Annotated in this window: 24 protein-coding genes; 16 read left to right on the top strand and 8 right to left on the bottom strand. The window is 66.9% G+C overall.

Annotated elements, in window-relative coordinates:
• Positions 1 to 104: 104 nt before the first annotated feature.
• The 3 genes from G8760_RS27420 to hppD all read right to left on the bottom strand — a co-directional run bounded on the left by G8760_RS27420 (position 105) and on the right by hppD (position 2,801).
• Positions 105 to 1,037 carry a cation diffusion facilitator family transporter gene (locus G8760_RS27420; protein ID WP_166356038.1) on the bottom strand — a complete coding sequence of 311 codons (933 nt, stop codon included), beginning with the start codon at positions 1,035 to 1,037 and terminating at the stop codon, positions 105 to 107.
• Positions 1,037 to 1,462 carry an ArsR/SmtB family transcription factor gene (locus G8760_RS27415; RefSeq protein ID WP_166356028.1) on the bottom strand — a complete coding sequence of 142 codons (426 nt, stop codon included), beginning with the start codon at positions 1,460 to 1,462 and terminating at the stop codon, positions 1,037 to 1,039. Before G8760_RS27415 ends, G8760_RS27420 begins: the two co-directional genes overlap by 1 nt.
• A 124-nt stretch (positions 1,463 to 1,586) precedes the next feature.
• Positions 1,587 to 2,801, bottom strand: coding sequence for a 4-hydroxyphenylpyruvate dioxygenase (gene hppD / locus G8760_RS27410; protein ID WP_166356027.1), 1,215 nt, complete (start codon positions 2,799 to 2,801; stop codon positions 1,587 to 1,589).
• Positions 2,802 to 3,035: 234 nt separating this feature from the next.
• Between hppD and G8760_RS27405 the strand changes: the two genes are divergently transcribed.
• The 6 genes from G8760_RS27405 to G8760_RS27380 all read left to right on the top strand — a co-directional run bounded on the left by G8760_RS27405 (position 3,036) and on the right by G8760_RS27380 (position 9,441).
• A complete protein-coding gene (locus tag G8760_RS27405; protein ID WP_166356026.1) occupies positions 3,036 to 3,497 on the top strand; it encodes an Lrp/AsnC family transcriptional regulator in 462 nt (153 codons plus the stop codon).
• 84 nt (positions 3,498 to 3,581) lie between these two features.
• Positions 3,582 to 4,094: a hypothetical protein gene (locus G8760_RS27400; protein ID WP_166356025.1), complete on the top strand. Its 513-nt coding sequence runs from the start codon at positions 3,582 to 3,584 to the stop codon at positions 4,092 to 4,094.
• A gap of 684 nt (positions 4,095 to 4,778) precedes the next feature.
• A complete protein-coding gene (locus G8760_RS27395) occupies positions 4,779 to 5,321 on the top strand; it encodes a (2Fe-2S)-binding protein (RefSeq protein WP_166356024.1) in 543 nt (180 codons plus the stop codon).
• A complete protein-coding gene (locus G8760_RS27390) occupies positions 5,318 to 7,723 on the top strand; it encodes a xanthine dehydrogenase family protein molybdopterin-binding subunit (RefSeq protein WP_166356023.1) in 2,406 nt (801 codons plus the stop codon). Before G8760_RS27395 ends, G8760_RS27390 begins: the two co-directional genes overlap by 4 nt.
• Positions 7,723 to 8,577 (top strand): FAD binding domain-containing protein, encoded by an 855-nt coding sequence (locus G8760_RS27385; RefSeq protein WP_166356022.1) that lies wholly within the window; start codon positions 7,723 to 7,725, stop codon positions 8,575 to 8,577. Before G8760_RS27390 ends, G8760_RS27385 begins: the two co-directional genes overlap by 1 nt.
• Positions 8,578 to 8,703: 126 nt before the next feature.
• Positions 8,704 to 9,441: an SRPBCC family protein gene (locus G8760_RS27380; protein ID WP_166356021.1), complete on the top strand. Its 738-nt coding sequence runs from the start codon at positions 8,704 to 8,706 to the stop codon at positions 9,439 to 9,441.
• 45 nt (positions 9,442 to 9,486) lie between these two features.
• Here G8760_RS27380 and G8760_RS27375 read toward each other — a convergent pair whose 3' ends face one another.
• The 3 genes from G8760_RS27375 to G8760_RS27365 all read right to left on the bottom strand — a co-directional run bounded on the left by G8760_RS27375 (position 9,487) and on the right by G8760_RS27365 (position 11,408).
• Positions 9,487 to 10,092 carry a CGNR zinc finger domain-containing protein gene (locus tag G8760_RS27375; protein WP_207782797.1) on the bottom strand — a complete coding sequence of 202 codons (606 nt, stop codon included), beginning with the start codon at positions 10,090 to 10,092 and terminating at the stop codon, positions 9,487 to 9,489.
• Positions 10,093 to 10,225: 133 nt separating this feature from the next.
• Positions 10,226 to 10,879 carry a hypothetical protein gene (locus tag G8760_RS27370; RefSeq protein WP_166356020.1) on the bottom strand — a complete coding sequence of 218 codons (654 nt, stop codon included), beginning with the start codon at positions 10,877 to 10,879 and terminating at the stop codon, positions 10,226 to 10,228.
• Positions 10,872 to 11,408: a SigE family RNA polymerase sigma factor gene (locus G8760_RS27365; RefSeq protein WP_166356019.1), complete on the bottom strand. Its 537-nt coding sequence runs from the start codon at positions 11,406 to 11,408 to the stop codon at positions 10,872 to 10,874. Before G8760_RS27365 ends, G8760_RS27370 begins: the two co-directional genes overlap by 8 nt.
• 271 nt (positions 11,409 to 11,679) lie before the next feature.
• Between G8760_RS27365 and dhaK the strand changes: the two genes are divergently transcribed.
• From dhaK to dhaM, 3 genes are read left to right on the top strand one after another with little or no spacing between them, the layout of a single operon-like run.
• Positions 11,680 to 12,669 (top strand): dihydroxyacetone kinase subunit DhaK, encoded by a 990-nt coding sequence (gene dhaK, locus G8760_RS27360; RefSeq protein WP_166356018.1) that lies wholly within the window; start codon positions 11,680 to 11,682, stop codon positions 12,667 to 12,669.
• A 2-nt stretch (positions 12,670 to 12,671) separates the two neighbouring features.
• Positions 12,672 to 13,298 carry a dihydroxyacetone kinase subunit DhaL gene (gene dhaL, locus G8760_RS27355; protein ID WP_166356017.1) on the top strand — a complete coding sequence of 209 codons (627 nt, stop codon included), beginning with the start codon at positions 12,672 to 12,674 and terminating at the stop codon, positions 13,296 to 13,298.
• Positions 13,295 to 13,693 (top strand): dihydroxyacetone kinase phosphoryl donor subunit DhaM, encoded by a 399-nt coding sequence (dhaM, locus tag G8760_RS27350; RefSeq protein WP_166356016.1) that lies wholly within the window; start codon positions 13,295 to 13,297, stop codon positions 13,691 to 13,693. Before dhaL ends, dhaM begins: the two co-directional genes overlap by 4 nt.
• Here dhaM and G8760_RS27345 read toward each other — a convergent pair.
• Entirely contained in the window at positions 13,690 to 13,950 is a 261-nt protein-coding gene (locus tag G8760_RS27345; RefSeq protein ID WP_166356015.1) for a DUF3039 domain-containing protein, read from the bottom strand. The two genes, dhaM and G8760_RS27345, sit on opposite strands and share 4 nt — an antisense overlap.
• 133 nt (positions 13,951 to 14,083) lie before the next feature.
• On the opposite strand from G8760_RS27345, the gene G8760_RS27340 reads away from it, so the two are divergent.
• Positions 14,084 to 15,496: an MFS transporter gene (locus G8760_RS27340; protein WP_207782796.1), complete on the top strand. Its 1,413-nt coding sequence runs from the start codon at positions 14,084 to 14,086 to the stop codon at positions 15,494 to 15,496.
• Positions 15,497 to 15,605: 109 nt separating this feature from the next.
• Positions 15,606 to 17,393, top strand: coding sequence for a DEAD/DEAH box helicase (locus G8760_RS27335; protein WP_166356014.1), 1,788 nt, complete (start codon positions 15,606 to 15,608; stop codon positions 17,391 to 17,393).
• Positions 17,394 to 17,422: 29 nt separating this feature from the next.
• On the opposite strand, the gene G8760_RS27330 is transcribed toward G8760_RS27335, so the two are convergent.
• The gene (locus G8760_RS27330) at positions 17,423 to 18,415 is read right to left on the bottom strand and encodes a LacI family DNA-binding transcriptional regulator (protein WP_211199020.1); all 993 of its coding nucleotides are present in this window, start codon (positions 18,413 to 18,415) and stop codon (positions 17,423 to 17,425) included.
• 281 nt (positions 18,416 to 18,696) lie between these two features.
• On the opposite strand from G8760_RS27330, the gene arfA reads away from it, so the two are divergent.
• From arfA to G8760_RS27305, 5 genes are read left to right on the top strand one after another with little or no spacing between them, the layout of a single operon-like run.
• Positions 18,697 to 20,217, top strand: a complete 1,521-nt coding sequence (arfA, locus tag G8760_RS27325; protein ID WP_246222702.1) for an arabinosylfuranosidase ArfA — start codon at positions 18,697 to 18,699, stop codon at positions 20,215 to 20,217.
• Positions 20,218 to 20,251: 34 nt separating this feature from the next.
• Positions 20,252 to 21,604, top strand: coding sequence for an ABC transporter substrate-binding protein (locus G8760_RS27320; protein ID WP_207782795.1), 1,353 nt, complete (start codon positions 20,252 to 20,254; stop codon positions 21,602 to 21,604).
• A gap of 22 nt (positions 21,605 to 21,626) precedes the next feature.
• Entirely contained in the window at positions 21,627 to 22,592 is a 966-nt protein-coding gene (locus G8760_RS27315; protein WP_166356033.1) for a carbohydrate ABC transporter permease, read from the top strand.
• Positions 22,592 to 23,488 carry a carbohydrate ABC transporter permease gene (locus G8760_RS27310; RefSeq protein ID WP_166356032.1) on the top strand — a complete coding sequence of 299 codons (897 nt, stop codon included), beginning with the start codon at positions 22,592 to 22,594 and terminating at the stop codon, positions 23,486 to 23,488. Before G8760_RS27315 ends, G8760_RS27310 begins: the two co-directional genes overlap by 1 nt.
• A 6-nt stretch (positions 23,489 to 23,494) precedes the next feature.
• Positions 23,495 to 25,855: a glycoside hydrolase family 43 protein gene (locus G8760_RS27305; protein ID WP_166356012.1), complete on the top strand. Its 2,361-nt coding sequence runs from the start codon at positions 23,495 to 23,497 to the stop codon at positions 25,853 to 25,855.
• The last annotated feature ends 185 nt before the right edge of the window (positions 25,856 to 26,040 follow it).

The raw sequence follows: 26,040 nt of genomic DNA, 5'->3' as shown, positions 1-26,040 counted from the left end.
CACACCCCACACCCCACACCCCCCACCCCACACCGGGTGATCGTCGCCGGGATATGGTCGCTATAGCGACACGAAACCGGCGACGATCACCGGTGTTTGGGTGGTCATTCGTGGTTCGCGTACTCGTGATCCACGTGCCCTCGGGGCTCGATCTGGAATGTGCTGTGCTCGATGTCGAAATGTCCAGCCAGACACTGATGCAGGCCGTCCAGAATGGAGTCGTTGCCACAGTCGGCCAGTTCGACCTCGTCGACGACGACGTGTGCCGACAGCACCGGCACCCCGCTGGTGATCGTCCACGCATGCAGGTCGTGGACGTCGACGATGCCGGGCACGTTCATCATGTGCTGGCGCACTTCGTCGAGGTCGACACCCCTCGGGGTGGCTTCTAGCAACACGTTGAGGACGTCGCGCAGGAGCATCCAAGCCCGCGGCAGGATCATCAAACCGATGAGGATCGACGCGATAGCATCCGCCCGCAGGAACCCCGTTGCCATGATCACGAGAGCGGCGGTGACGACGGCCACCGAACCCAGCATGTCGCCGAGCACCTCGAGATAGGCGCCACGCACGTTCAGACTGTCTTTCTGCCCACGCCGCAGGATGAACAGCGACACGAGGTTGCCGACCAGGCCCACCGCGGCCGCGGCCAGCATCACCCCGCTCTCGATCTCGCCCGGCGAGAACAGCCGCCGGACGCCGCCGATCATCACGAGAATGGCGACGACACCGACCACCAGCGCATTGGTCATCGCCGCCAGAATCTCGACCCGCTGGAGACCGAAGGTGCGCTTCGCGCTCGGCGGCCGGGCCGCGATGATGGTGGCGATGAGCGCGACGGCGACCCCAGTGCCGTCGGTCAGGCTGTGTGCGGCATCGGCGAGCAACGCCATCGACCCCGACAACCACGCACCAACCACCTGGACAGCGGTGATGGCGACGATGATGCCGAGAACCACGGCCATCCGCTTGCGGTAGGCGTAGCCGGCCGTTCCGGTGGTGGGACCGGCGTGCCCGTGTCCGTGTCCGAAGCCCATCAGTGCCTGCCCGAATGGTGCATGGTGCACCCGCGTACCGCCGCGCCGCACACGGCCACGGGCTCGGGGCGGTGGTGCTCAGGACACAGCGTGGTGGTGGTGCCGCTGGCGGTGAGCAACTCTTCGGCGGCAGCCAGCAGCGGCCAGAGTTCGGGACGGGCCAGCGCGTAGAAGGTGGACCGTCCGTGCGGGTGGGCGTCGACGAGGCCGGCCGACCGCAGGCAGGCCAGGTGGCCGGAGACCGTGGATTGCGCCAGCCCGAGCTCTTTGGTGAGGTCCACGACGCGGCGCTCGCCATCGGCCAGCAGTTGGACGATCGCTAGCCTCGCCGGGTCGGCCAGGCTATGGAACAGCAGGACGGGCGCCGGGCCCACACCGGGTAGACGCCCGCTGACCGGTTGCGCGTCGTCAACATTCATCGCCATATGCCGATGATAACTTATCCGGCCGATGATTGCCTGTCCCCATGATCATGAACACTTTGCCGTGCTATGGCACGGCAAAGTGTTCATGATCATGGGGACGGCTGAGGGTGGGGTGAGCGGAGGCTCAGAGGTTGCCGCGCCGCTCCTGCTCCCGCTCGATCGACTCGAACAGGGCCTTGAAGTTGCCTTTGCCGAACCCGAGGGAACCGTGTCGCTCGATGAGCTCATAGAACACCGTCGGCCGGTCACCAATCGGCTTGGTGAAGATCTGCAACAGGTAACCGTCCTCGTCCCGATCGACCAGCACGCCCCGCTTCTTGAGCTCCTCGATGGGAACACGGACCTTGCCGATGCGCTCCCGCAACTCCGGGTCGTCATAGTAGGCATCCGGAGTGTCGAGGAACTCCACACCTTCGGCCCGCATCTGATCGACGGAGCGCAGGATGTCGTTGGTCGCCAACGCGATGTGCTGGCATCCCGGGGAGCCGTAGAACTCGAGATACTCGTCGATCTGCGACTTCTTCTTCGCCACCGCCGGTTCGTTGAGCGGGAACTTGACCCGGTGGTTGCCGTTGGCGACCACCTTCGACATCAGGGCCGAGTACTCAGTGGCGATGTCGTCGCCGACGAACTCAGCCATGTTCACGAAGCCCATGACCTTCCGGTACCAGTTGACCCAGTAGTCCATCTTGCCGAGTTCGACGTTGCCGACGCAGTGGTCGATGGCTTGGAAGAGGCGCTTGGGTGCACCATCCCGTTTGACGTAGCCGGATTGGCGAGCCACGTAGCCCGGTAGATACGGGCCGGTGTAGCCGGAACGGTCGATCAACGTGTGCCGAGTCTCGCCGTAGGTGGCGATCGCCGCCGTGCGCACCGTGCCGTGATCGTCGGAGACGTCATGCGGCTCCTCGATCACGGTGGCCCCCTGGCTGCGGGCATGCGCCACACACGCGTCGACGTCACGCACTTCAAGAGCGAGGTCGACGACGCCATCGCCGTGCTGGCGGTGGTGGTCAAGTAGTGGGCTCTCCGGTGTCACGCCCCCCTTGAGGACGAACCTGGCCGAGCCGCTACGCAGCACGAAAGCCTTGTGATCACGGACGCCGGTCTCCGGCCCGGCGTAGGCGATCAACTCCATGCCAAATGCCGACTGATAGAAATGCGCCGCCTGGGTGGCATTGCCGACCACGAACACCACGGCATCCATCGCCGTCACCGGGAACGGGTCTTTGCTCTCGTCGTACTCGACCAGGCCGACGAGTTGCTTCAATTGGTCAATGTCGAGTTCGGCCGCACGCTCTTCCGGGGTGAGGGTGCGGGTCGAGTCAGCTGTGCTCATTGGTCGCCTCCAGCGCTCATCGGTACCCAGGTGGGTGCTCCGAAGGGTGTGCGGTACCCCGTTGGTCAGGACTGTGCCCCCACCCGCCCAGTGTGCGCAACAGGTCGAAGAAACACTGATCATCGTGCGCATGATGAATAGCTAGACACGGCGAAAGCTATACAGTTTGCATAGCCTTCTTTCACCTGCCTGACACATGGACTCATCACGAGCACACCGCCGAGAGGACGAACGATGATCGATCCGCTTGACGTCCGCATCATCGAGTTGTTCACCGAACAACCGAGAATCGGAGTCCTCGAAGCATCCCGTCAGCTCAACGTGGCGCGGGGCACGGTTCAGTCGCGCCTCGACAAGCTCGTGGCCACTGGCGTGATCCGCTCGTTCGCCCCGGCCGTCGACCATGCGGCGCTCGGCTTCCGGGTCACCGCGTTCGCGTTCCTGGATATTCGACAAGGCGCCCGCGGAGCCGTGGCCGAACATCTCGACCGGATCCCTGAAGTGCTCGAGGCTCACACCATCACCGGGCAAGGCGACCTCATCTGCCGGATCGTCGCCCGTGACAACGACGACCTCCAACGAGTCATCGACGACCTCGTCGGCGACACGAACGTCGTGCGGATCTCCACGGTTATCGCCCTGGCGGACGTCGTCGAGCCACGAATCTTGCCACTGGTCCGAACCGCCGAGCAGTGAAATTACCCCAAAACAGACATAAACCCTTCCGCAGTGCGGACCCCACTTGCCAACCACCCGCCCGGCCAGGGTTGAATGTGCAGAGTGTCCAGACGCGCATCCGGCGGCACGTTGGCCGCCTTCCTGATACTCGCAGCGATCGTCGGCTTTGCCGGCGGCGCGTACCTTGGCACGCAATCGGGCGACGGGGAGCCCAGCGCCGCCCCTACCGCGCCGATTGACCCCGACAACTCGGACGACAACTCCGACAATGACGCCGACGAAAACGACAACGATCCCAACGACGACGAGAACGGTGACGACACCTCGTCCGGCGCCATCACGTTGTCGTTTACGGAGTCTTCGGTGTCGCCGGGCTCGCAGGTCGCCTACTCGGGTCGCATCGAGTCCGGCGAAGAGGGTGTCACACTCAAGCTGCAGCGCAGCATCAACGACGGACCCTGGGAAGACTTCCCCGTCACACCCCGGGTCACCGACGCCAACGGAGAGTTCAGCGGCACGGTGGCATCGAGCCGCGAAGGCGAGAACCGGTTTCGCCTGGTCGGCGTCAACGACGAATCGCTGGCCTCCGAAACAGCCACCATCACTATCGGGTAGTCGGCCCAACCCTCACGTGTCGCCCACTCAGGCCCGGGCGACACTCAAGAGGACACGGAGGGATTCCGCCGGTCCCAAGAACCTGTGTCCAGACGCGCAATGGGCGTCGACATGTTCAACCGGACCATCGGTGCTCCACAGCGAACCCCGACTGGACACGGTCGCCGGCAAGCCGCACTCCGGGCAGTCATAGAGCATGAAGAGGCCTCCTCGCGACCAAGGCAGATACCGCGCCATCGTTGCCGCGAGCCTGACTGAGCTATCCGAGACGGCGGCGTAGCCGGTAACCGTGCACCGTTGCCCAGCACCGAACCGTCATAATTCAGACATTGTGCCGCGTTGTCCTGCATGATCGCCAAGTTCAGGGCCGTGGCGCCGGTCACACACCCCTGTCCCCGTCCTCTCCCCATGATCATGAACACTTTGCCGTGTCATGACACGGCAAAGTGTTCATGATCATGGGGAGAGGACGGGGGAACGGTCATTCAGATCAGCCGAACCTCTTGCGGCAACCCGCCACGGTGGACTTTGCTTGATGTGCATAAGCGCGCACCGGGATCTGGACGCCGTCGGGCGTATCAAGGTCACCTGACACGAGGAGGTGGAGCGCGCTACGGCGCCCTACCGATGCGCACCATCGGGCCGGTCTGTCCGAGCTGGCCCTTGTGTACGGGAGGAGGGCCCATGACCAAAATCAGCATGACGGTCGACGGCATCCAGTATGAGGACGACGTCGACCCACGCACCCTTCTCGTCCACCACCTACGAGACCGGCTCGGCAAAGTCGGCACCGTGGTGGGGTGCGACACGAGTAACTGCGGTGCGTGCACCGTCCTGCTGGCTGGCAAGGGTGTCAAGAGCTGTACTGTCCTCGCCGTCCAGGCCGACGGCATGGATGTCACCACGGTCGAAGGACTGTCCGGGCCGGACGGCACCCTTCATCCGGTTCAGCAGGCCTTCCACAACAGCCACGCCCTTCAATGCGGCTTCTGTACGCCGGGCATGATCATGGCCGCCGTCGACCTGCTCAGCGAGAACCCCTCCCCCACAACCGACGAGGTCCGTGAGGGTCTCGAAGGCAACCTCTGCCGCTGCACCGGCTACCAGAACATCGTCCGCGCGGTCCAGGATGCCGCGGCCACGATGCACGCCACGGCGCCGCCTACTGCCGAGGCCGCCGAGCCGGCATCCACCACGGAGGCCAATGCCCAGGAGGTGCCACGATGACTGTCACCGAGCACGGCTCCGGCACCGAGGTCGGCCGAGATCGGCGCCGCAAGGAAGACGCCCGGTTGATCACCGGCCGCACCATGTGGACGGAGAACATCACCCTGCCGGGCATGCTCCACCTCGCCATTCTGCGCAGCCCGATGGCACACGCCCGGATCAGCCACGTCGATGTCAGTCCGGCCCGACACCTGCCAGGCGTCATCGACGCCTTCTGCGGGCGCGACATCGCCGACATCCAGGGAGCACTGGCATGTGCGTGGCCGGTCACCGAAGACACCGTCGTGCCCGACTATCCGCCGCTGGCCGTCGACGAAGTACGGCACACCGGAGAGCCGGTCGCCGTCGTCGCCGCACGCGACCGAGCCAGCGCACAGGACGCTCTCGAAGCCATCGAGATCGACTACGAACCCCTACCCGTCGTGATGGACATGGAGGCTGCCCTTACCGCTGATTCCCCCCTTGTCCATAGCGCCCAAGGCACCAACAAGTCCTACACCTGGATCTTCGACTCCGCCGAGGCCGGCACCGGCGGAGCCGTAGCCGACGCGGAGGCCGAAGCCGAGGTCGTCCTGTCTCGGCGATACCGGCAGCAACGGCTCGTCCCCGCGTTCATGGAGCCGCGCAGCGTCGTCGTCGACCCCACCGGCGACCAAATCACCATGTGGTCGGCTACCCAGATCCCCCACATCCTGCGCCTCATGCTCGCGATGTGCACCGGCACACCCGAACACAAGATCCGGGTCATCGCACCGGACGTCGGCGGCGGCTTCGGCGGCAAACTTCAGATCACTCCGGAGGAGTTCATCACCTTCGCCGCGGCCCGCCGGCTGAACCGACCGGTCAAGTACGTCGAATCCCGTTCGGAGTCGATGCTCTCCGCCCACCATGGCCGCGATCAGATCCAAGACATCACCCTGAGCGCGCGGGGGGACGGCACCATCACCGGGCTGTCGGTCAAGCTGCTCGCCAACATGGGCGCTTACCTCGGCATCGTCACACCTGGTGTGCCGATCCTGGGTGCCTTCATGTTCAACGCCATCTACAAGGTTCCCGCGTACCGTTTCGAGTGCACGGGTGTGTTCACCAACACCACCAAGACCGACGCGTACCGCGGGGCCGGGCGGCCGGAGGCCACCTACGCCATCGAGCGGCTGATGGACGAGCTGGCCGCCGAACTCGACCTCGACCCCATTGAGCTACGCCGACGGAACTGGATCAACCACGACGAATTCCCCTACACCACCGTCGCCGGGCTGACGTACGACTCCGGAAACTACGAGGCCGCCACCGATCACGCCATGCAACTATTCGACTACGACGCCCTCCGTAGGGAGCAGGCGGAGCGTAGAGCGTCCGGCGACCCCATCCAGCTCGGTATCGGCGTGTCCACCTACACCGAGATGTGCGGGCTGGCACCGTCCCGCATCCTCGGTCAGCTACGTTACGGCGCCGGCGGCTGGGAGTCCGCGTCGGTGCGGATGTTGCCCACTGGCAAGGTCGAGGTCGTCACCGGCACCTCGCCGCACGGCCAAGGACACGAGACGGCGTGGAGCCAGATCGTGGCCGACCAACTGGGTGTGCCGTTCGAGGACGTCGAGGTGCTCCACGGCGATACCCGGACCTCGCACAAGGGGTTGGACACGTATGGTTCCCGTTCTCTCGCCGTCGGCGGCACGGCGCTGGTCAACGCCTGCCAGAAGGTCGTCGACAAGGCCAAACCGATCGCGGCTCACCTACTCGAGTGCGACCCGTCGGACCTGGAGTTCACCGACGGCCAGTTCCGGGTCAAAGGATCACCTAGCTCGGCGAAGACCCTCGCTGACTGCGCGCTCGCGGTGTTCACGTCACACGAGATGCCGGACGGCGTAGAGCCCACTCTCGACGCGGATGCCACCTACGATCCGGACAACTTCTCCTTCCCGCACGGGACACACCTGTGCGCCACCGAGGTCGACACCGAGACCGGCCGGGTCACCATCCGCTCCTACGTCGCCGTCGACGACGTCGGCAGGGTGGTCAACCCGCTCATCGTCGAAGGACAGGTGCACGGCGGTATCGCCCAAGGCGTCGCGCAGGCGTTGTACGAGGAAGCCGTCTACGACGCCGACGGCAACCTCATGACCGGCACGTTCGTCGACTACACGGTGCCCAGTCCGGCCGATCTCCCCGACTTCGTCACCGGGCGCACCGAAACCCCGGCACCGGGCCACCCGCTAGGTGCCAAGGGGGTCGGCGAGGCCGGCACCATCGCCTCGACACCAGCGGTGGTGAACGCCGTCGTCGACGCACTGAGACCGGCCGGTGTCACCGACGTCGCCATGCCCTGTACTCCCGAACGGGTATGGCAGGCCATCCAGGCGGCTCAACAGAAGTCCGCCACCGAAGGGGGTGACCGCTGATGATCCCGGCAGCGTTCGAGTACACCCGGCCCAGCAGCGTCGACGGCGCCGTCCAGGCACTCGCTGAGGGCGGAGAGGACGCGAAGATCCTCGCCGGTGGCCAGAGCCTGATTCCCATGCTGCGGTTGCGCTTCGCCGCACCGTCGGTGCTCGTCGACCTGGGCGGGGTCGGCGGCATGCGCGATATCCACGACGACGGCGAACACATCGTCGTCGGGGCTATGGCGACCCACCACGATGTCATGTCGAATCAGCTGATCCGCGAACATGCACCGCTGATCGCGCAGGCCACGGCGACGGTCGCAGATCGCCAGGTGCGGCATCTAGGCACCTTCGGCGGATCGCTGGCGCACGCCGACCCGGCCGGCGACCTCCCCGGTGTGGCATCCGCGCTGGACGCAACGTTCGAGGTGGCCGGGCCATCGGGCCGGCGGATGGTATCGGCGTCGGAGTTCTTCGTGGACTACCTGACCACGGCTATGGAGCCCGATGAGCTGCTGGTCGCGGTACACATTCCGAAGCTGACCGGGTGGGGCACCCACTACGAGAAGTTCAACCGGGTGGCTCAGGCGTGGGCGCTGGTGGGTGTGGCCGCGGCTGTGCGCCGCTCCAACGGCACCATCACCGAAGCCCGAGTGGCGCTGACCAACATGGGCACCACACCGGTGCGGGCGCACGGCGTCGAGGAAGCGCTCGCTGATGCGCCGGCCGACGAAGGCACTTTGCGCGATGCCGCCGCACGAGCCGCCGAAGGTACCTCGCCGACCAGCGACCTATCGGCGTCGGCGGATTACCGGGCGCACCTCGCGACGGTCCTGACTCGCCGTGCGCTTCACGCGGCGGGAGGTCTCTGACGCGGCATCTGCACATCGGCATGAGGAATCCGGGGCCGGTGCCATCCGCCTCCGATCCGGTCCCGGGTTCCGCCCGCTACGGTGCTCCGGCCAGCACACCGGCCGGTCAACAGGAATGAGGGAGATATGCAGCTCGATCACCAGTTCACGGTGCCCGTACCGGTCGAGGACGCGTGGAAGGTGCTGCTCGATGTGCCGCGGGTGGCGCCATGTATGCCCGGCGCCACCCTGGACGAGTTCGACGGCGAGTCCTTCAGCGGCTCGGTCAAGGTCAAACTCGGGCCGATCTCGCTGCTCTACCGCGGAACCGGCCGCTTCGTCGAAACTGACGATGCCGGACACCGCCTCGTCATGGAGGCATCGGGCAAGGAGAGCCGGGGCTCCGGCACGGCGGCGGCCACTGTCACCGCGGCGATGACCGCCGACGGCGACTCCACCCGGGTCGACGTCACGACGGAACTGCGGATCACCGGCCGTCCCGCCCAATTCGGCCGAGGCATGATCAACGACGTCGGGGGCAAACTCCTCGGCCAGTTCGCCGACTGCCTGGCCACCACCCTCGGTGCGGCTTCGACAGCCAGCGCGGATGCCACGGCGGCGTCAACGGAACCGCCGTCAGCTGAGGTTGCCGCCGACGACCCGGCCCCGGCAACGGAGCCCACCAGTGCTCAGAGTGGGCCGCCCGACCTCGAACGAGGCTCGGTGGAGAATGCCGAGGCCGAGCAGGCCGCGGTTGACGTCGAGCCGATCGATCTGCTCGAGTTGACTGGAGCCCGCGATTCTTTGCGGCGCTACGGCCCCTACCTCGCTGGAGCCGGCCTCCTGGCGGTGCTGATCTGGCTGGTGACCCGCAGGCGCCGGTGAGGTAGCCGCCGGCAACGTCGCCCCCCGAACCCCAGCTGCGCGTGTTCACCCTCCGCCATGCCGGCGCCGATAGTGTCGCGCCACCCTCGCTCGGTTGCCGCAGGACGCCGAGCACCACTCCCGTCGCGGATGGTTCTTGACGAAGTACAACACGCACCCCGGCGCGTAACACGCCCGGAGGTTGCCGTGGTCGGCGCCACCCAGCAGCGAGATGGCGGCCAACGCGGTGGCCGACAACGCGGCGTCGACGGCGTCCGCCGGGCTGGTCGCGGCGGTCCGCGCCCGCCCGTCTTCCCAGGCGAGCTGCGGCACCAGCGGAGAACGCAGCGCTGCCGCGTTGATCACCTGGATAGCCTGCTCGATATCTGTGGTGGGTGATGCCGCTGCGGTCCGGGAGTCGTCGGTGATCGCCGCGGCGATCCGCCGTACCGCATCGCGCAGCTCTCGGAAACGTCTGGTGTGAGTTGGCGGCGGCGCTTCGGCCGACAGTTCGACCCCGGTCGCCGTCAACCAGTTGCGCAGGCCCGCTGGGGAGTCAAGGGCATCGTGTACGCCGGAGCGATCCGCCCAGATGGTGTTCATCAACAAGACCGGCGCGGGTTCGTCGGGCAGCACCGGGCCCACCGCGGGGGCTGCTGTCTCGTTGGACACCTCACTAATGGTAGTCACCGAGTTCAACCATGTTGACCGCCAGGTGTGGACGCCACTGACACACCCCCACCGGGGGCTGCCCGCCGGCCAACTGTTGGGGGGCAGGCGCCGACGTACCGGAATGGGCACTGGCTCACCACTCACCCTCAATGGAAGAACCAGGAATGTCCTGCACGCCGAGGTTAGGTGTAATGAAGATCCACTCTTCGAGTTCGGCGCTGCTGGGCTCGTACCCGTCGGGCACCAGAAACGCCATCACTCCACCGTCGGAATCACCGAGGCCAACCGTCCTCCCCTCCCGCGCGAACCGGGCCGGCGACACACATCCCGACGCCGAATCCGGGTACGCGCCGAGCCCGCGGTCGACTATCAGGCAGACCTCTCCACGCTCGGACGTGGCCGCCCAGAACGTCGACCGCTCCCACTCCCCGAGCATTCGGGTGGACGCACGCAGCACACCCTGCTCCTCCAGTTCGGCGGTCCAGGGGCGTCGGTCGTCACCTCGCTGTGTGGTAGCGAGAACCCCGAGCAAACGTTCCGCCTCACCGGCGGACGGGGTCTCAGCGGGCACGATCACCGACCGGTCGGATCCGTCCGGCCACGCGAGGAGCAGCCCAACCGCAGCGGCAACGGTGACGAGGATTCCCACGCTCGCGTGGATGGCGCGCCGCCGTCGAAGGCGGACCTCCCCCCGCTCGATCACCCGATCGAGATCGAAGTCTCGGGGCGCGTATGCCCGGTCACTTGCCGTCCGTAGTTGACTGACGACGCCAGCCAGGTCATCCATGGTCGGCCACCTCCCCTGGCGATCGCGGGCTGGACCTAGGGTCGCCCAGCCGGGACCGCATCTGAATCAGTGCGTCGTGGCTTTGCCGCTTAACCGTTCCGGGCGCGATCCCCAAGATGCTGGCGACCTCCGCCACTGGCCGATCCTCCACGTAACGAAGCACCACCACGGCTCGCTGCTTCACCGTCAATCCGGCCAGGGCCTGCGCGAGATCGATCCGGGTGTCCACACCACTCGCCGCATCCGGAACCGGCACTTCCGGCACGACGTCCGTTGTCCGCTCCCGACGACGCCAATGCCTTCGCGACTCGCTGATCGCCAACCGGACCACTACCGTCCGGGCATACGCGCCTGGGTCGACGACCAAGTGGATCCTGGGCCAGGCGACGTACATCCGCTCCAGTGCACCCTGAACAAGGTCATCCGCGCGGTACCAGTCGCCACAGACTCCATAGGCGAAGCGACGCAACCGAGGTAGCTCCAGCTTGGCCATCTCGGTGAATGCCTCGCGCAACCGTGCCAGCATCATCACCACCGATTGTTTCGCCGGGCCTGGGTCACATCCACTCACTGTTCAGACGCCACCAGCGTTCAGAAGGGTTGTGTCGGCGAACCCATCGGGCGACATTCGCCGGTGCGCACCCCGATCGGCGGTGACCATGCGCCGCACCGGCGAGGCCGTCGTCGAGCATCCTGTTCCAACCGCACCGGCGCACTGGCAGGCGTAGGGTGTCCATACACGTGGCGCCGCTCTCCCGCGAGCGGGTCACGAGTCGCCGAGCCAGGGTTGGAGTGCGTCTATGAAGAAGCTGATCAACAGTCCCGACTCCCTGATCACCGATGCCCTACGTGGTATCGCCGCCGCCCATCCAGACCTCGCGGTGGACGCTGAGAACCGCGTGATCTCTCGCGCGCAGCCAGCAGCGGCCAAGGTCGGATTGGTATCCGGTGGCGGCTCCGGACACGAACCGCTGCACGGCGGGTACGTCGGGTACGGCATGCTCGATGCGGCAGCACCCGGTGAGGTCTACACGTCTCCCGTGCCGGATCAGATTCTCGCCGCCACCCAGGCCGCCAGCACCGGTCGCGGTGTCCTGCACATCGTCAAGAACTACACCGGCGACGTCCTCAACTTCCGGATGGCAGCTGAGCTCGCCGAGGACGACGACATCCGCGTCGTGTCGGTCGTCACCAACGACGACGTCGCGGTCGAAGACTCCACCTTCACCGCCGGGCGGCGCGGCACCGGCGGCACCATCGTCGTCGAAAAGATCGCCGGAGCCGCCGCGGAGGAAGGCGCCGATCTCGATACTGTTGCGCGGCTCGCCACCGAGGTCAACGAACGCTCCCGTTCCTTCGGCATCGCCTTACACGCTGGCACGGTACCGGCGGCCGGCACACCCGGCTTCGATCTCGCCGACAACGAGATCGAGCTCGGCGTCGGCATTCATGGCGAGCCCGGGCGCGCACGTGGCGAGTTCGCACCGGTCCGCGAGTTGGTCGCCTACGCCCTCGACGCCATCCACGCCGATCGCACCGTCTCGGGCAACGTCCTGGTCATCATGAACGGCCAAGGCGGCACCCCGCTGATCGAACTCTATGCGGCCCACGCCGAGGCCGCGGCCTGGCTGGCTGGCCGGGGGGTCACCGTCGCCCGTAACCTGGTCGGCAACTACATCACCAGCCTCGACCAAGCCGGCTTCTCCATCACCGTCACCGAACTGTCCGACGAGCTGGTCCGGCTGTGGGACGCCCCCGTCTCCACACCGGCACTTCGGTGGGGGATGTGACCATGATTCTTGACACCGCGACAGCGGTCGCCTGGATCCGCCGGGCCTATGAACTCGTCCGAGCCGATGAGGCCCGCCTCACGAGGCTCGACACCGCGATCGGCGACGGCGATCACGGTGCCAACCTCACTCGCGGATTGGCGGCCGCGGAAATCGCGCTTGACGAGAAGCAGCCCGACAGCGCCGGGCAGGCTCTCATAACGGCCGGTCGTAGCCTGATCTCCAAGACTGGTGGCGCGTCCGGACCGCTCTACGGCAACGGCTTTCGACAAGCCGGCAAGGAGTTACGCGAGGAGGGCGACGTCGCCGCGGTGGCGGATGCGCTCGAAGCCATGCTGCGTGGCATCGAGGAACTCGGCGGGGCCCTCCATGGAGACAAGACCATGGTCGACGCGCTGGCCCCGGCGGTGGCGGCGTTCCAGACGTCTGCCAGCGCCACCCTTGATCTCCACGCAGCCGGACAAGCCGCCGTGGCAGCGGCGGAAGCCGGCCTGGCCGCCACGGTGCCGATGCAGGCCCGCAAGGGCCGCGCAAGCTATTTGGGTGAGCGCAGCATCGGCCACGAAGACCCAGGTGCGGCGTCAACCGTGCTGATCCTGCGCGCCCTAGCCGAGGTGACCGCGCCATGACCGTGGGGATCGTCCTGGTGTCGCACAGCATGGCGGTGGCCAGGGCAACGGCCGAGTTGGCCCACGCCCTCGCTGGTCCTGACGTCGCGGTGATCGCCGCCGGCGGAACGGACGACGGCCGCATGGGCACCAGTATCGATGTGGTGAGTCAGGCGGTATCCGAGGCGGACGGGGGTTCGGGGGTGGTGGTGTTGATGGACATGGGCAGTTCGGTGTTGACGGCCAAGACGTTGCTGGCTGAATTCGACGATGACGACGCCGCACCGGTAGTCCGGCTGGCCGACGCCCCTTTTGTTGAAGGGGCGGTGGCCGCTGCGGTGTTGGCGTCGACCGGAGCCGATCTGGACGCGGTAGTAGACAGTGCCGAGCAAGGCCGGGCTATGCGCAAGCTTTAAGCGTCCTGGCCCGGGCGCATCTTCTCCCAGATCTTCTTGCACTCCGGACACACCGGGTACTTCTCGGGATCACGGCTCGGCACCCAGACTTTGCCGCACAGAGCGATCACCGGCGTGCCGTTGATCATCGCGTCAGTCAGCTTCTTCTTCGGCACATAGTGCGAGAACCGATCGCGATCGCCGTCTTTGTCGCCGCGGGTGGGCTGTGTGCGGCGGTCCTCGATGGTCTCGGAGCCAGGGCTCATCTGGGTACTCACCCCATCTAGTGTACGAACCCCTTCCCATGATCATGAACACTTCGCCGTGTGATCACACGGCGAAGTGTTCATGATCATGGGAAGGGGGAGGAACTGACTGGACGCGGTACATGAGCGTCTCTAGTATTTACTCGTGACAGCCACCCCGACGGACTCTCCCAGCGTCCTCGGCCGTGCGCACCGCAATCTCACCATCGGCATCGTCGCCACCGTGGCGTTCATCGCCTTCGAAGCCATGGCGGTCGCCACCGCGATGCCCAAGGCGGTGCCCGACCTCGACGGCGTCGCCCTCTACGCCCTCGCCTTCTCCGGCTTCTTCACCACCAGCCTGTTCGGCCTGGTGCTTTCCGGGGAACTCTGCGACCGCCGCGGCCCGCGGTTGCCGATCGTCGCCGGTGCGATCACCTTCAGCATCGGACTACTCCTGGCCGGCGCGGCCCAGTCGATGTGGCCCTTCATCGCCGGGCGAGCCGCGCAGGGACTAGGCGGCGGGATGGTCATCGTCGCGCTCTACGTGACCGTCGGTCGGTCCTATCCCGAGACGATGCGCCCGCGGATCTTCGCCGCCATGGCCGCCGCGTGGGTGCTGCCGTCCATCGTCGGCCCTCTGGTGGCCGGGCTCTTGGCCGACCATGCGTCGTGGCGATGGGTCTTCCTCGGGATCGCTCCCTTCGTGCTGATCCCCATCCTGCTGATCCTGCCGTCAGTGCGGGCCATCGACGGACCACCACCAACCGGCCCGGTCACCCGCCGCCGGCGGCTTCCCCTGGCCGCCGCGGTCGCCATCGCCATGGCCGCCTTGCAGTACGCGGGCACTCGGCCGGACCTCACCGCGTTGCTCATCGCCATCGCCGCCGTCACGGTCCTCGTACCAACGGTCCCCCGTCTCCTGCCCAAGGGCAGCTTGCGGCTACGCCGTGGCCTTCCCACCGTCGTCGTCATGCGCGGCATCCTGGCCGGCTCGTTCTTCGGCGCGGAAGCTTTCCTCCCCCTGCTGCTGGTCGCCGAACGTGGCCTGTCGTCCACTCTCGCCGGACTGTCCCTGACCGGCGCCGCCCTCGGCTGGGCGACTGGCTCCTGGTACCAGGGCCGCTCTCGGACCACAGCTCCTCGACACGTTCTGGTCCAGGTCGGTAGCGGCACGGTCTCCGCGGCCATCGCCGCGCTGGGCCTCGTGCTGCTCCCCGCGGTGCCGGCCTTCGTGGCCGCGGCAGCGTGGGCTGTTGGTGCGGTGGGTATGGGGATGGCGATGTCCAGCCTGAGCGTATTGCTGTTCCAGCTGTCACCGCCGGAAGACCACGGTTCCAACTCGGCGGCTCTGCAGATGTGCGACAACATCGGCACCATCACGTTCGTCGGGTTGGCCGGCACCATCTTCGGATCCGGGCACGGCAGCGAGACGGCCTCCACTACGTCCGTGCCGCTCTGGGTGTACGCCGTGATTCTCGCCCTCATGGCGACGCTCGCGGCGTTCGGGGCGTGGGCGGCCGGCCGGATCCGGGTCGTGGAGCCGAGTGTTCAGCACTCTCCGGACGTCGGTCCTTGAACTGTCACCGTGGACGGCTAAGGTCGAAGCAACTGCCTGATTCGCCCCTCCTGGCGTGGGTCGCGGATCGGGCGTTGCTCTGCCCGGACGTCCACCACACAGGAGATACGTGAGCACCTCCGCCGCGCAGCACCTGCCTCCGGCTTATCCGGCGCGCGCCCCGTGGGGAACCGCGGGGCGGTTGCGTGCCTGGCAGCAAGCAGCGCTCGACGACTACCTGAGCCGGGAGCCGAAGGACTACCTGGCCGTGGCCACCCCCGGCGCGGGAAAAACCACCTTCGCGCTCCGGGTCGCCGCGGAACTGCTGGCCAAGCGGGTCGTCCACCAGCTCACCATCGTCGCCCCCACCGAACACCTGAAGCGGCAGTGGGCCGACGCCGCAGACAAAGTCGGGATCACCATCGATCCCAGCTTCTCCGGCCGCAAAGGCCGCACCAGCCGGGACTACACGGGCGTCGCGGTCACGTACGCTGGTGTCGCGGCGCACCCGATGCTGCATCGAGCCCGTTGTGAGAACCGCCGCACGCTCGTGATCCTCGACGAGGTCCATCACGCCGGCGACTCCCTGTCGTGGGGTGACGCCACCCGCGAGGCGTTCGATCCGGCCGCCTACCGGCTCGCGCTCACTGGCACCCCGTTCCGGTCCGACGTCAATCCAATCCCGTTCGTCACCTACGTTCCCGAAGCCGACGGCGCCCAGCGCAGCGCGGCCGACTTCACCTACGGCTACACCGAAGCCCTGCGCGACGGCGTGGTGCGGCCGGTGTTGTTCATGGCTTACTCGGGCGAGATGCGCTGGCGCACCCGGGCCGGCGACGAAGTCGCGGCCCGCCTCGGCCAGCCAATGACCAAAGACCTCGTTGCCCAGGCATGGCGCACCGCGCTCGATCCGGACGGTGAATGGATCCCGTCGGTACTGCGCGCCGCCGATACCCGGCTGACGGAGGTCCGCCGACACGTGCCGGACGCCGGCGGCCTGGTCATCGCCACCGACCAAGAGCATGCTCGGGCCTACGCCAGACTGCTGCACCGGATCGGCGGCGAACGTCCGACCGTTGTGGTGTCCGACGAGCCACGCGCTTCCAAGAAGATCGCCGAGTTCGCCGAGAACGACGACCGCTGGATGGTCGCCGTCCGGATGGTGTCCGAAGGGGTCGACGTGCCCAGGCTCGCCGTTGGTGTCTACGCGACGGCTACCCAGACACCCCTGTTCTTCGCCCAGGCGGTCGGCCGATTCGTGCGGGCCCGGAAACGTGGTGAGACGGCATCGATCTTCTTGCCCACGGTGCCGTCGTTGCTCTCGTTCGCTGCCGAGATGGAGACCTCGCGCGATCACGTGCTGGGCAAGACGGCGGCCCCCGACGACGATCCCCTGGCCGCGGAGGAGGCGCTGCTCGCCGCCGCCCAGCGCGAGGAGACCGGCACGGAGGAGCAGGTGCCATTCGAGGCCCTCGGGTCCGATGCCGCCTTCGACCGCGTGCTCTACGACGGCGGCGAGTTCGGCACCCAGGCGCAGGCCGGGTCGGCCGCGGAGGCCGACTACTTGGGCATTCCGGGCCTCCTCGAACCCGATCAGGTCACAGCCCTCTTGCGGCGCCGGCAGGCCGAACAGCAGCAAGCCGACCGCGACCGCAGCGGGCCTTCCGGGTCCGACACCGCCGACGGCGTCGACATGACAGGGGCCCGGCGGATCCCGGCCCATGAACAAATCGCCATTCTCCGCCGGGAACTCAACGGTCTGGTCGGCGCCTGGCATCACCGCACCGGCAAACCACACGGCGTAATCCACACCGAGCTACGCAAGTCGTGCGGCGGACCACCGGCTGCTCTGGCCACGGCCGAAGAGATCCAGGAACGCATCGATACCATCCGCGGCTGGGCCACCGCCCGCGAGTAGCCCGATCCCGGGTACCCCGGATCAGGCCGTCAGGTCAGGTGGTTTGTTCCCATGGTGCTCTCCCGGGGCTCGATGGTGAACGGCACCTCGATATCTTCGGCGGCAACACCGGGCTCGGCCACCCGGCGGGCCAGTAACCGGACGGCTTCGTCGGCGAGGAAGGGGACGTCCGGCGACACCGTGGTAAGGGACGGCGAGCTATACCGGCCGTCTTCGATGTCGTCGAACCCGGCCACGGCGACGTCTTCAGGCACCCGGTATCCACGTTGGTGCAGCGTGCGCACCGCACCGAGAGCCAAGACGTCGTTGAAGCAGAACACCGCATCGATGGGCTGAGCGCCGTCGAGCAGCTCGGCCATCCCGCGCGCACCGCCGGCGCGGCTGTAGCTCACACCGGAGACGATGATGTCTGGGTCGACATTCAGCCCGGCGGCTTCCAGAGCCGCCCGATATCCGCAGGCCCGCAGCACGCCGGTGCCGGACCCGTGCTCGGCGCCGATAGCGGCGATCCGGGTGCGGCCGCACTCGATGAGATGCTGGGTAATCTCCCGGGCGGCCCGGACGTTGTCTACGGCGATGTGGTCGTAGCCGGCCGGATAGCCGCGTTCGCCTAGCAGCACCATCGGGGTGGTGTCCGAGCGTGCGGCGACTTCTTCCGCGGGTGTGGCCATCGGGCTGAAGATGATGCCGTCGATCAGATGTGAGGCGAGGCCCTCGAGGACGATCTGCTCGCCCTCGCGGTCACCGCCGGTCTCCTCGATCAGCACGACAAGTCCTTCGCGTTTGGCTGCTGATCCGATCTCGGAGGCGAGCGCGGCAAAGTACGGCGACGTAAGCTCCGGCAGCGCGAGGGCTAGAAAGCCGGAACGACCGTGCCGGAGGCTTCGGGCGGACACGTTCGGCCGGTAGCGCAGCTCGGCGATGGCGGCCATAACTTTCTCGCGGGTTTGGGGCGTGACGTTGGGGTGGTTGTTGATGACGTTGGAGACCGTCTTGAACGACACGCCCGCGCGATCTGCCACGTCCTTCAAGCGGGCGCCCACAGTTCCCCTTCCACCTCGGCGAGCAGCTTCGAGTCTATGCCGCCGGTCCGCGACACGCGTGCCGCTCACCCGATCCGCGTCGTCACGCGGAGGCCGGGCCCGACATTCGCGTTCGGAAACAATCCTGCAACACCCTTTACAACGGAGGAAATGACGTCCAGGATGTGAGCACGGTTATCCGTTGTAAACGCCGCGGCGTCGGAGACATATGCCGAACAACCGGCGTCCCGGGCGACATCAGCCGAACGAAAGAGGTACCCGTGTACGACGTCCACGTCGGCCTGGATCCGGCCTTCTCCGTTGGAACGGTCGACCCCCGCATCTACGGCAGCTTCGTCGAGCACATGGGCAGATGTGTCTACGGCGGGATCTTCGAGCCGGACCACCCCACGGCAGACGAACACGGCTTCCGCAAGGACGTCGCCGAGCTGGTCCGGGAGCTGGGCGTGACCAACGTCCGCTACCCCGGCGGCAACTTCGTCTCGAACTACCGCTGGGAGGACGGCGTCGGCCCGGTGCAGGACCGGCCCAAACGTCTGGACCTCGCGTGGCGGTCGATCGAACCGAACACCGTGGGCGTCGACGAATTCGCGGAATGGACCCGCGGCCTGGGCCTCGACCCGGTGATGGCGGTGAACCTCGGCACACGTGGCGTCCGGGCCGCCGTCGAGCTGCTCGAATACTGCAATCTCCCGGCCGGCTCCACGACCCTCGCCGACCGGCGCGCCGCCAACGGACGCCGCGAGCCACACGGCATCCGTACCTGGTGCCTAGGCAACGAGATGGACGGTCCGTGGCAGATCGGGCACAAAACCGCCGACGAATATGGCCGGCTGGCGGCGGAGACGGCGCGCGCCATGCGGCGCACGGATCCGGACATCGAACTCGTCGTCTGCGGCAGCTCCAACAGCGGCATGCCGACGTTCGGCAGCTGGGAACGCACCGTCCTCGAGCACACATACGACCTTGTGGACCACATCTCGCTGCACGCCTACTACGAGCCGGTGGCCGGCGACATCGACAGCTTTCTGACATCTTCGGAGAACATGCGCCGGATGATCTCCGCTGTGACCGCGACGGCGGACCACGTCGCCGCGGTGAAACGCAGCAGGAAACGGATGACCGTCTCGTTCGACGAGTGGAACGTCTGGTACCAGAGCCGTTTCCCTGGCGAAGCCGGCCTCGCCGTGCGCTCGGGGGGTCCGCTGATCGAGGACGAGTACAACGTGACCGACGCCGTCGTGGTCGGTGATCTGCTGATGGCCCTGCTGGACAACGCCGATCGCGTCGCTATCGCGAACCAGGCCCAGCTGGTCAACGTCATCGCGCCGATCCGCACCGAACCAGGGAGTTCGGCGTGGCGGCAGACGATCTTTCACCCCTTTGCTCTCACCGCGAAATACGCCCGCGGCACAGTCCTGCAAACCCAGGTCCGCGGGACGTCGCTCGCTACCGGAAAACACGGCGACGTCCCCGCGACCCGGGTCAGTGCCGTGCACGATCCAACAACCGGCGGGCTGACTCTGCTGGCCACGAACCGGGACCGGCATCGGCCAGCGGCGCTCAGGGTGTCTTTACGAGCCTTCGCCGGTGAGGGGCACCGGCTGGTGGAGCACCTCACGCTCAGCGATGCCGACCCGAGCGCCACCAATACCGCCGACCGTCCCGACCGCGTCACACCGCGTCCAGTCGACGGCACCACAGTCCGCGACGGTCAACTCGAAGCGACGCTGCCTCCCGCGTCGTGGCACCTCGTCCGCCTCCACCCGGCACAGTCCTGATGCGCCGTCACTCAAAGCCTGAGAAGGAGCTGCCGTGAACCGTCTCGACGCCATCCCCGCCCACCCGTTGTCTCGCCGCCGCTTTCTCACCGCAACCGCCGCCGTGGGCGCGGGTGCCCTGCTCAGCGCCTGCGGCGGGGGCTCTTCACCCGCCAATCCGGGTGCCAGCGCACCCGCCGAGCCAGCTGCCGACACCTACGACGGACCCAGCGTCGAACTCGAGTTCTGGAATGGCTTCACCGGCGGCGACGGCCCGTTCATGAAGCAACTGGTCGACCAGTTCAACGCCGAGCAGGATGCGGTGAGCGTCCGGATGACGGTTATGGAGTGGGCCGACTATTACTCGCGGCTGCCGGCGGCGGTGACCTCGGGCCGTGGTCCCGACGTCGGAATCATGCACCTCGACTCGTTATCCACGAACGCGGCGCGCAACGTGATCATGCCCCTCGATGACGTCGCCACCGCTCTAGAGCTCGACTCCTCGGACTTCGCGGACGCGGTGTGGTCGGCCGGTGAGTACAAGGGCCAGCGCTTCGGTATTCCGCTGGACGTGCACCCACTGGGCTTCTACTACAACAAGACGGTTCTCGAGGAGGCCGGACTCGATCCCGAGGCTCCGCCGATGGACCGCGCGTCGTACGAGGACGCGCTCGAAGCGCTGAAGTCGGCGGGCATCAGCGGCCACTGGATGTCGCCGCACGCCTTCACCGGCAGCATGACCTTGCAGTCCTTGATCTGGCAGTTCGGCGGGTCGTTGTTCAGCGACGATGGCACCGAGGTGCTCTGGGACCAGGATCCTGCTATCGAGGCATTGACCTGGATGGTCGACGCGATCCACGACGGTTACAGCCCCAGCGACGTAGGGCAGGACGCCGATGCGATCGCGCTGCAGAACGGCCAGGCGGCGTTCAACTGGAACGGCATCTGGCACATGAACAGCCTCAACGAGGTGCCGGACCTCGAGTGGGGTGTGGCGCCGCTACCCAACATCGGTGGCACTCCCGCCGCATGGGCGGGATCACACAACTTCGTCATGACCACACCCCGGAGTCCGGATGACAACAAGCTGAACGCGGCCCGCGTGTTCATCAACTGGGTGAGCCGGCAGTCGGTGGACTGGGCAAAGGGCGGCCAGGTCCCGGCTCGCACATCGGTGCGCGAGTCAGCGGAGTTCGCCGAGCTCACAGATCAGGCGACATTTGCCGAGCAGGTGGACTACCTGCGGTTCCCGCCGGCGGTGCCAGGCATCGGTGACGCCTTCGAAGACTTCGACCAGGCGTTGAACGAGGCAGTGCTGCTGACCAAAGAACCGGCGGATGCGCTGCGTTCCGCAGCCGAACGCGCCGCCAAGAAGCTCGAAGAGAACCGCAACCGGTTCGGGGAGTAGACCGGCCGTGGCGACCACCACCATGTCGCCCGGCCGGAGCGCGCGCACGACGGACGGCGGCTCGCCGCGGCCGATCCGCCGGCACGCCGCGTGGACGCCGTACGCGTTCATGGCTCCGTTCCTGGCGATCTTCATCACCTTCGTAGCCGTTCCGGCGGTGTTCGGTGTCTGGATGAGCCTGCACGACTGGGACTACATGTTCGAGGTGAAGCCGTTCGTCGGACTGCAGAACTACCTCAACCTGTTCGACTCGGCGTCGGCTGCCTACCAGAGTTTCTGGAACGGTATGCGGGCCACCGCCATCTTCACGGTGGCGAGTGTGCCGCTCTTGATGGCTGTGCCCCTGGCCATGGCGATCCTGCTCAACCGTCGCTTCCCCGGCCGGACGTTCTTCCGCGCGGTTTTCTTCATGCCGTATGTGCTGGGAGTCGCGGTCGTCGGTTTGCTGTTCCGGTTCGTCCTGGACCCGAACATCGGCATCGTCAACGCCGCCATCAGCGCACTCGGGTTAGAGGGGGCGCTCAACGCACTGGGCATCAGCACACCCATCCCGTGGATCACGGCGCAGCCGTGGGCGTGGATCAGCTTGGTGCTGATGACCGTGTGGTGGACACTCGGGTTCAACACGATCATCTATCTCGCCGGTCTGCAGGACATTCCCCGGGAGCTGTACGACGCGGCCAAGGTCGACGGCGCCACCGGGTGGCAGCAGTTCCGCCATGTGACGCTGCCCGGTCTGAGGAACGTCCTACTCTTCGTCGTGATCATCACGACCTTGGCGTCGGCCAACATGTTCGGCCAATCGGTGATGGTCACCAGCGGTGGGCCTGGAGACTCCACCCGCACGGCGCTCATGGTGATCCTCGGCGAGGGCCTCGAGTCGTTCCGTATGGGATCGGCGGCCGCCATGTCCTACCTGCTTGCGGTGTTCCTCAGCATTGTTTCGATCCTCAACGTGCTGATGGTGCGGGGAAGGAGGCGACGGTGATGTCACTGACCACGCCGGCTCCGCAGGCGCCCCCGGGTAAACAGTCGGCCGGAGGGGCAGCCACTACCCGCTCCGTCGTGCGCACGGGTATGTTCTGGGCGCTGCTCGCCGTGCTGACCGTCGTGTTCGTCGGGCCCATCGTGTGGATGTTTCTCACGTCGATGAAGACCAACCCGGAAGCGACGTCGGTGCCGCCCACCCTCCTGCCGGAGCAGCCAACGACGGCGGCCTACGAAGGGCTCCTGCGGCTGGACGGCTCGTACCCGGTCCTGCGCTGGTTCTACAACAGCCTCCTGGCCGCGACGTTGCACATGTTGCTCGTACTCGTCGCCGCCTCAACCGCGGCGTATGCGCTGGCGAGGCTCCGGTTCCGGTTTCGCGGTGGGTTCTTCGCGGTCATCGTGTCTACCCTGTTCGTTCCGGGCTTCATCTTCTTGATGCCCAACTATCTGATCATCGACCGGCTGGGCTGGCTCGACACCATCTGGGCGCTGGTGGTTCCAGGCGCGGCTGGCGCGTTCGGCGTGTTCTTCCTCCGGCAGTTCTTCGCCATGCTCCCCGATGAACTGGAGGAAGCCGCACTGATCGACGGCGCGAACCAATGGCAGATCTTCACCCGGATCGCGCTGCCAAACGCCAAACCCGCCCTCGCCACCTTGGCGGTGTTGTCTTTCCTCACCAACTGGAACGACTTCATCTGGCCCATCTACGTGCTGTTCAGCCCGGAACGGTTGACGCTGCCCGCTGGGCTGCGACTACTTCAAGGCGCGTACACCACGGACTATCCGGTGATGATGGCCGGTGCTTTCGTTGCCAGCGTCCCGGTCCTGATCCTCTTCATTTTCACCCAGCGTTATGTCATCGAGGGTGTCGCGCGCAGCGGCCTGAAGGGATGAATGCCCATGTCCAAACGGAAAGCGTTACTCCGGACCACCGGAAGCGCCGTCGCCATCGGCGGGCTCGTCGTGTCCGTGCTGGCGGCGTCGGCTGCCGCACCGGGTACGGGCAGTGTGCCCGAGAACGACGGCTCGGCCCGTCCGGGTTCCGGACCCGCCGTCACGACCCAGAACCCGATCTCCGCGCCATTCTCCGACACGTATGCCGACCCGTCGCTCATGCGGGGCAAAGACGGGTACTGGTACATGTACGCCACGAGTGACCCGTTGCACAGCGGCCCCAGCGAGTTCGGTCTCATGCACATGGCCCGCACCCGCGATTTCGCCGAGTGGGAGTACCTGGGCACAATCTTCGACGACGACGACCGGCCCGCATGGACGACGTCGGCGTCGTACTACTGGGCACCGGACATCCGCTACGTCGACGGACAGTACTTCCTCTACTACACGGCAACCGAAACCGTCGACGACCCCGGCCCGTGGAACTACTCCATCGGCGTGGCCACCGCACCTACACCGGCGGGGCCATGGACCGACTCCGGCGGCCCGGTGGTCGCGCCCCGGCCGGATGGTGGCGGTGGCTACTTCAACACGATCGATCCAGCCTTATTCGCCGACGACGACGGCACCCGCTACCTGTACTTCGGTGGCTACCACGGTGGCCTGTGGGTCACCGAGCTCGACGATACCGGGACCCGAGCCGTCGGCGAACCGGTGCAGGTGGCCCGGCCAGACCGGTATGAAGGCGCCTTCGTGGTCAAACGCGACGGCTACTACTACCTGACCGCGTCGTCGGCGAACTGCTGCGCCGGTCCGACCACGGGCTACAGCGTCTACGCAGGGCGCTCGGAGAACCCATTCGGGCCGTTCGTAGACCACGAGGGCGTATCCATGCTGGACTCACGCGTTGGCGGGACCCAGATGCTGGCGCAGAACGGCAACCGGTGGATCGGAGTGGGCCATCACGCGATCATCACCGACGTGTCCGGGCAGGATCACATCGTCTACCACGCCATCGACCGGAACGAGGCGTGGCTCAACGAACCAGGCGGTGTCAACCGGCGCCCTGCCATGATCGACCGGCTGGATTGGATCGACGGCTGGCCGGTGACCCGGGCCGGAGCGGGAGCGAGCGACACGCCCCAGCCGGCGCCGGTGACCGCGAGCGAGCTGGGCATCAACAGCGCCGATCCCGCTGGCAACGATGCCCTCACCCCGGCCAGCGGCGAGTGGCGGGCCGGTGAGGACACCAGCGGTGACGCCGGTGCCGTCGCTCGTCTCATCGCCGATGACGGCGACGCCACCGTCGTGACCAAGCGGAACGCACCGCGAGAGACACGTGTCGAGGCCGACGTCCGGGTTCCTGGATCAGACCACGACACCGCGTTCACCATCACCCTGGCGGCAGCCGGCCGAAGCGGCGTCTCCGTGACGTTGGACCCGGCGGCCGGAGAACTGCGGCTCGAGGCCACCTCCCCCCGCACCACCGTGCAGGATGTCGCGGACCTGCCGGAGCGTTACGACCCGTCGGTGTGGACATCGTTGGCCGTCGAGTCCCGTGGCGGGCAGGTTGTCGCCCGGCTCAGCGAAAGCCGGCTGGGCGACGTCGATGCCGAGGTCAGCGTCGATCTGCCCCCGAGCGCTCACATCCCACGGCCGGTGCGCCTCACGGCGGCCGGTGGCGAAGTCCAGGTCGCCAATCTGACGGTGGTCCCGGCCCACGTCCCGGTCACCGAGTCAGTGGCGGAGCCGGTCGCCGCCGACGCCGTCTTCAGCGAGGAGTTCGGCGGCGAACTCGACGCGGGCTGGGACTGGGTGCGGCCCGACGTCTCGGTCGGCACCACCGACGGCGCCTTACACTGGCCGCTCGCCTCCGTCGACGTCGTCGGCGACGCGAACACTGGCCCACTGCTGCTGCGCACACCTCCCGACGGCGACTGGATCGCCGAAACACAACTCGATATCGACCTCGGCGTCGACACGATCCGCAACTACCAGCAGGCAGGCCTGATCGTCCACGTCGACGACGACCATTTCCTGCGCTTGGGCAACGTGGCGATCTGGAGTTCGCGCCAGGTGGAGTTCGGCAAGGAACTGGCCGACGGAGGCCGCCTCGTCTGGGGCGCGCACCTGGGCGGGCCCGCGGCGGAAACGCTGTGGCTCAGGATCGCACACACCGTCGAACCGGACACCGGTGATCTGCTCTACCGCTCGGCCAGCTCGCGCGACGGAGAGAACTGGCGTTGGGGCGCAACCTGGACACTTCCGGCCGGCACCGAACCACGCGTCGGCCTCTACGCGGGCGGCGGCGCCGAACCCGCGACCGTCGCGACGTTCGAGTACTTCCGCTTCCACGAGATCGGATGAGAACCCGCGTTCCGGCCCTGCTGGCTGCCTGACACCACCGAACCGGTCCACCACACGGCGTGATCCACACCGAGTCGCGCACGCCGTGTGGCGGGCCGCCGGTGGCTCGCGCTTCCGAACTGCCGTGCCGGGCGTGCGTCGAAACAATCGACAACTTAATCGTTCAGCCACCGGCCGGTTTCCAC

It is taken from the genome of Phytoactinopolyspora limicola, from assembly GCF_011320225.1.
Classification (GTDB): domain Bacteria; phylum Actinomycetota; class Actinomycetes; order Jiangellales; family Jiangellaceae; genus Phytoactinopolyspora; species Phytoactinopolyspora limicola.
This window is presented reverse-complemented; position numbering and strand designations above follow the sequence as displayed.

What these genes read in the sequence shown, in the direction of transcription:
- dhaL (WP_166356017.1), top strand. Translation starts at nt 12,672, where the DNA reads ATGATTCTTGACACCGCGACAGCGGTCGCCTGGATCCGCCGGGCCTAT.
- G8760_RS27310 (WP_166356032.1), top strand. Translation starts at nt 22,592, where the DNA reads ATGTCACTGACCACGCCGGCTCCGCAGGCGCCCCCGGGTAAACAGTCG.
- G8760_RS27315 (WP_166356033.1), top strand. Translation starts at nt 21,627, where the DNA reads ATGTCGCCCGGCCGGAGCGCGCGCACGACGGACGGCGGCTCGCCGCGG.
- G8760_RS27365 (WP_166356019.1), bottom strand. Translation starts at nt 11,408, where the DNA reads ATGATGCTGGCACGGTTGCGCGAGGCATTCACCGAGATGGCCAAGCTG.
- G8760_RS27420 (WP_166356038.1), bottom strand. Translation starts at nt 1,037, where the DNA reads ATGGGCTTCGGACACGGACACGGGCACGCCGGTCCCACCACCGGAACG.
- G8760_RS27380 (WP_166356021.1), top strand. Translation starts at nt 8,704, where the DNA reads ATGCAGCTCGATCACCAGTTCACGGTGCCCGTACCGGTCGAGGACGCG.
- G8760_RS27390 (WP_166356023.1), top strand. Translation starts at nt 5,318, where the DNA reads ATGACTGTCACCGAGCACGGCTCCGGCACCGAGGTCGGCCGAGATCGG.
- G8760_RS27385 (WP_166356022.1), top strand. Translation starts at nt 7,723, where the DNA reads ATGATCCCGGCAGCGTTCGAGTACACCCGGCCCAGCAGCGTCGACGGC.
- G8760_RS27305 (WP_166356012.1), top strand. Translation starts at nt 23,495, where the DNA reads ATGTCCAAACGGAAAGCGTTACTCCGGACCACCGGAAGCGCCGTCGCC.
- hppD (WP_166356027.1), bottom strand. Translation starts at nt 2,801, where the DNA reads ATGAGCACAGCTGACTCGACCCGCACCCTCACCCCGGAAGAGCGTGCG.
- dhaM (WP_166356016.1), top strand. Translation starts at nt 13,295, where the DNA reads ATGACCGTGGGGATCGTCCTGGTGTCGCACAGCATGGCGGTGGCCAGG.
- G8760_RS27370 (WP_166356020.1), bottom strand. Translation starts at nt 10,879, where the DNA reads ATGGATGACCTGGCTGGCGTCGTCAGTCAACTACGGACGGCAAGTGAC.
- G8760_RS27395 (WP_166356024.1), top strand. Translation starts at nt 4,779, where the DNA reads ATGACCAAAATCAGCATGACGGTCGACGGCATCCAGTATGAGGACGAC.
- dhaK (WP_166356018.1), top strand. Translation starts at nt 11,680, where the DNA reads ATGAAGAAGCTGATCAACAGTCCCGACTCCCTGATCACCGATGCCCTA.
- G8760_RS27405 (WP_166356026.1), top strand. Translation starts at nt 3,036, where the DNA reads ATGATCGATCCGCTTGACGTCCGCATCATCGAGTTGTTCACCGAACAA.
- G8760_RS27415 (WP_166356028.1), bottom strand. Translation starts at nt 1,462, where the DNA reads ATGGCGATGAATGTTGACGACGCGCAACCGGTCAGCGGGCGTCTACCC.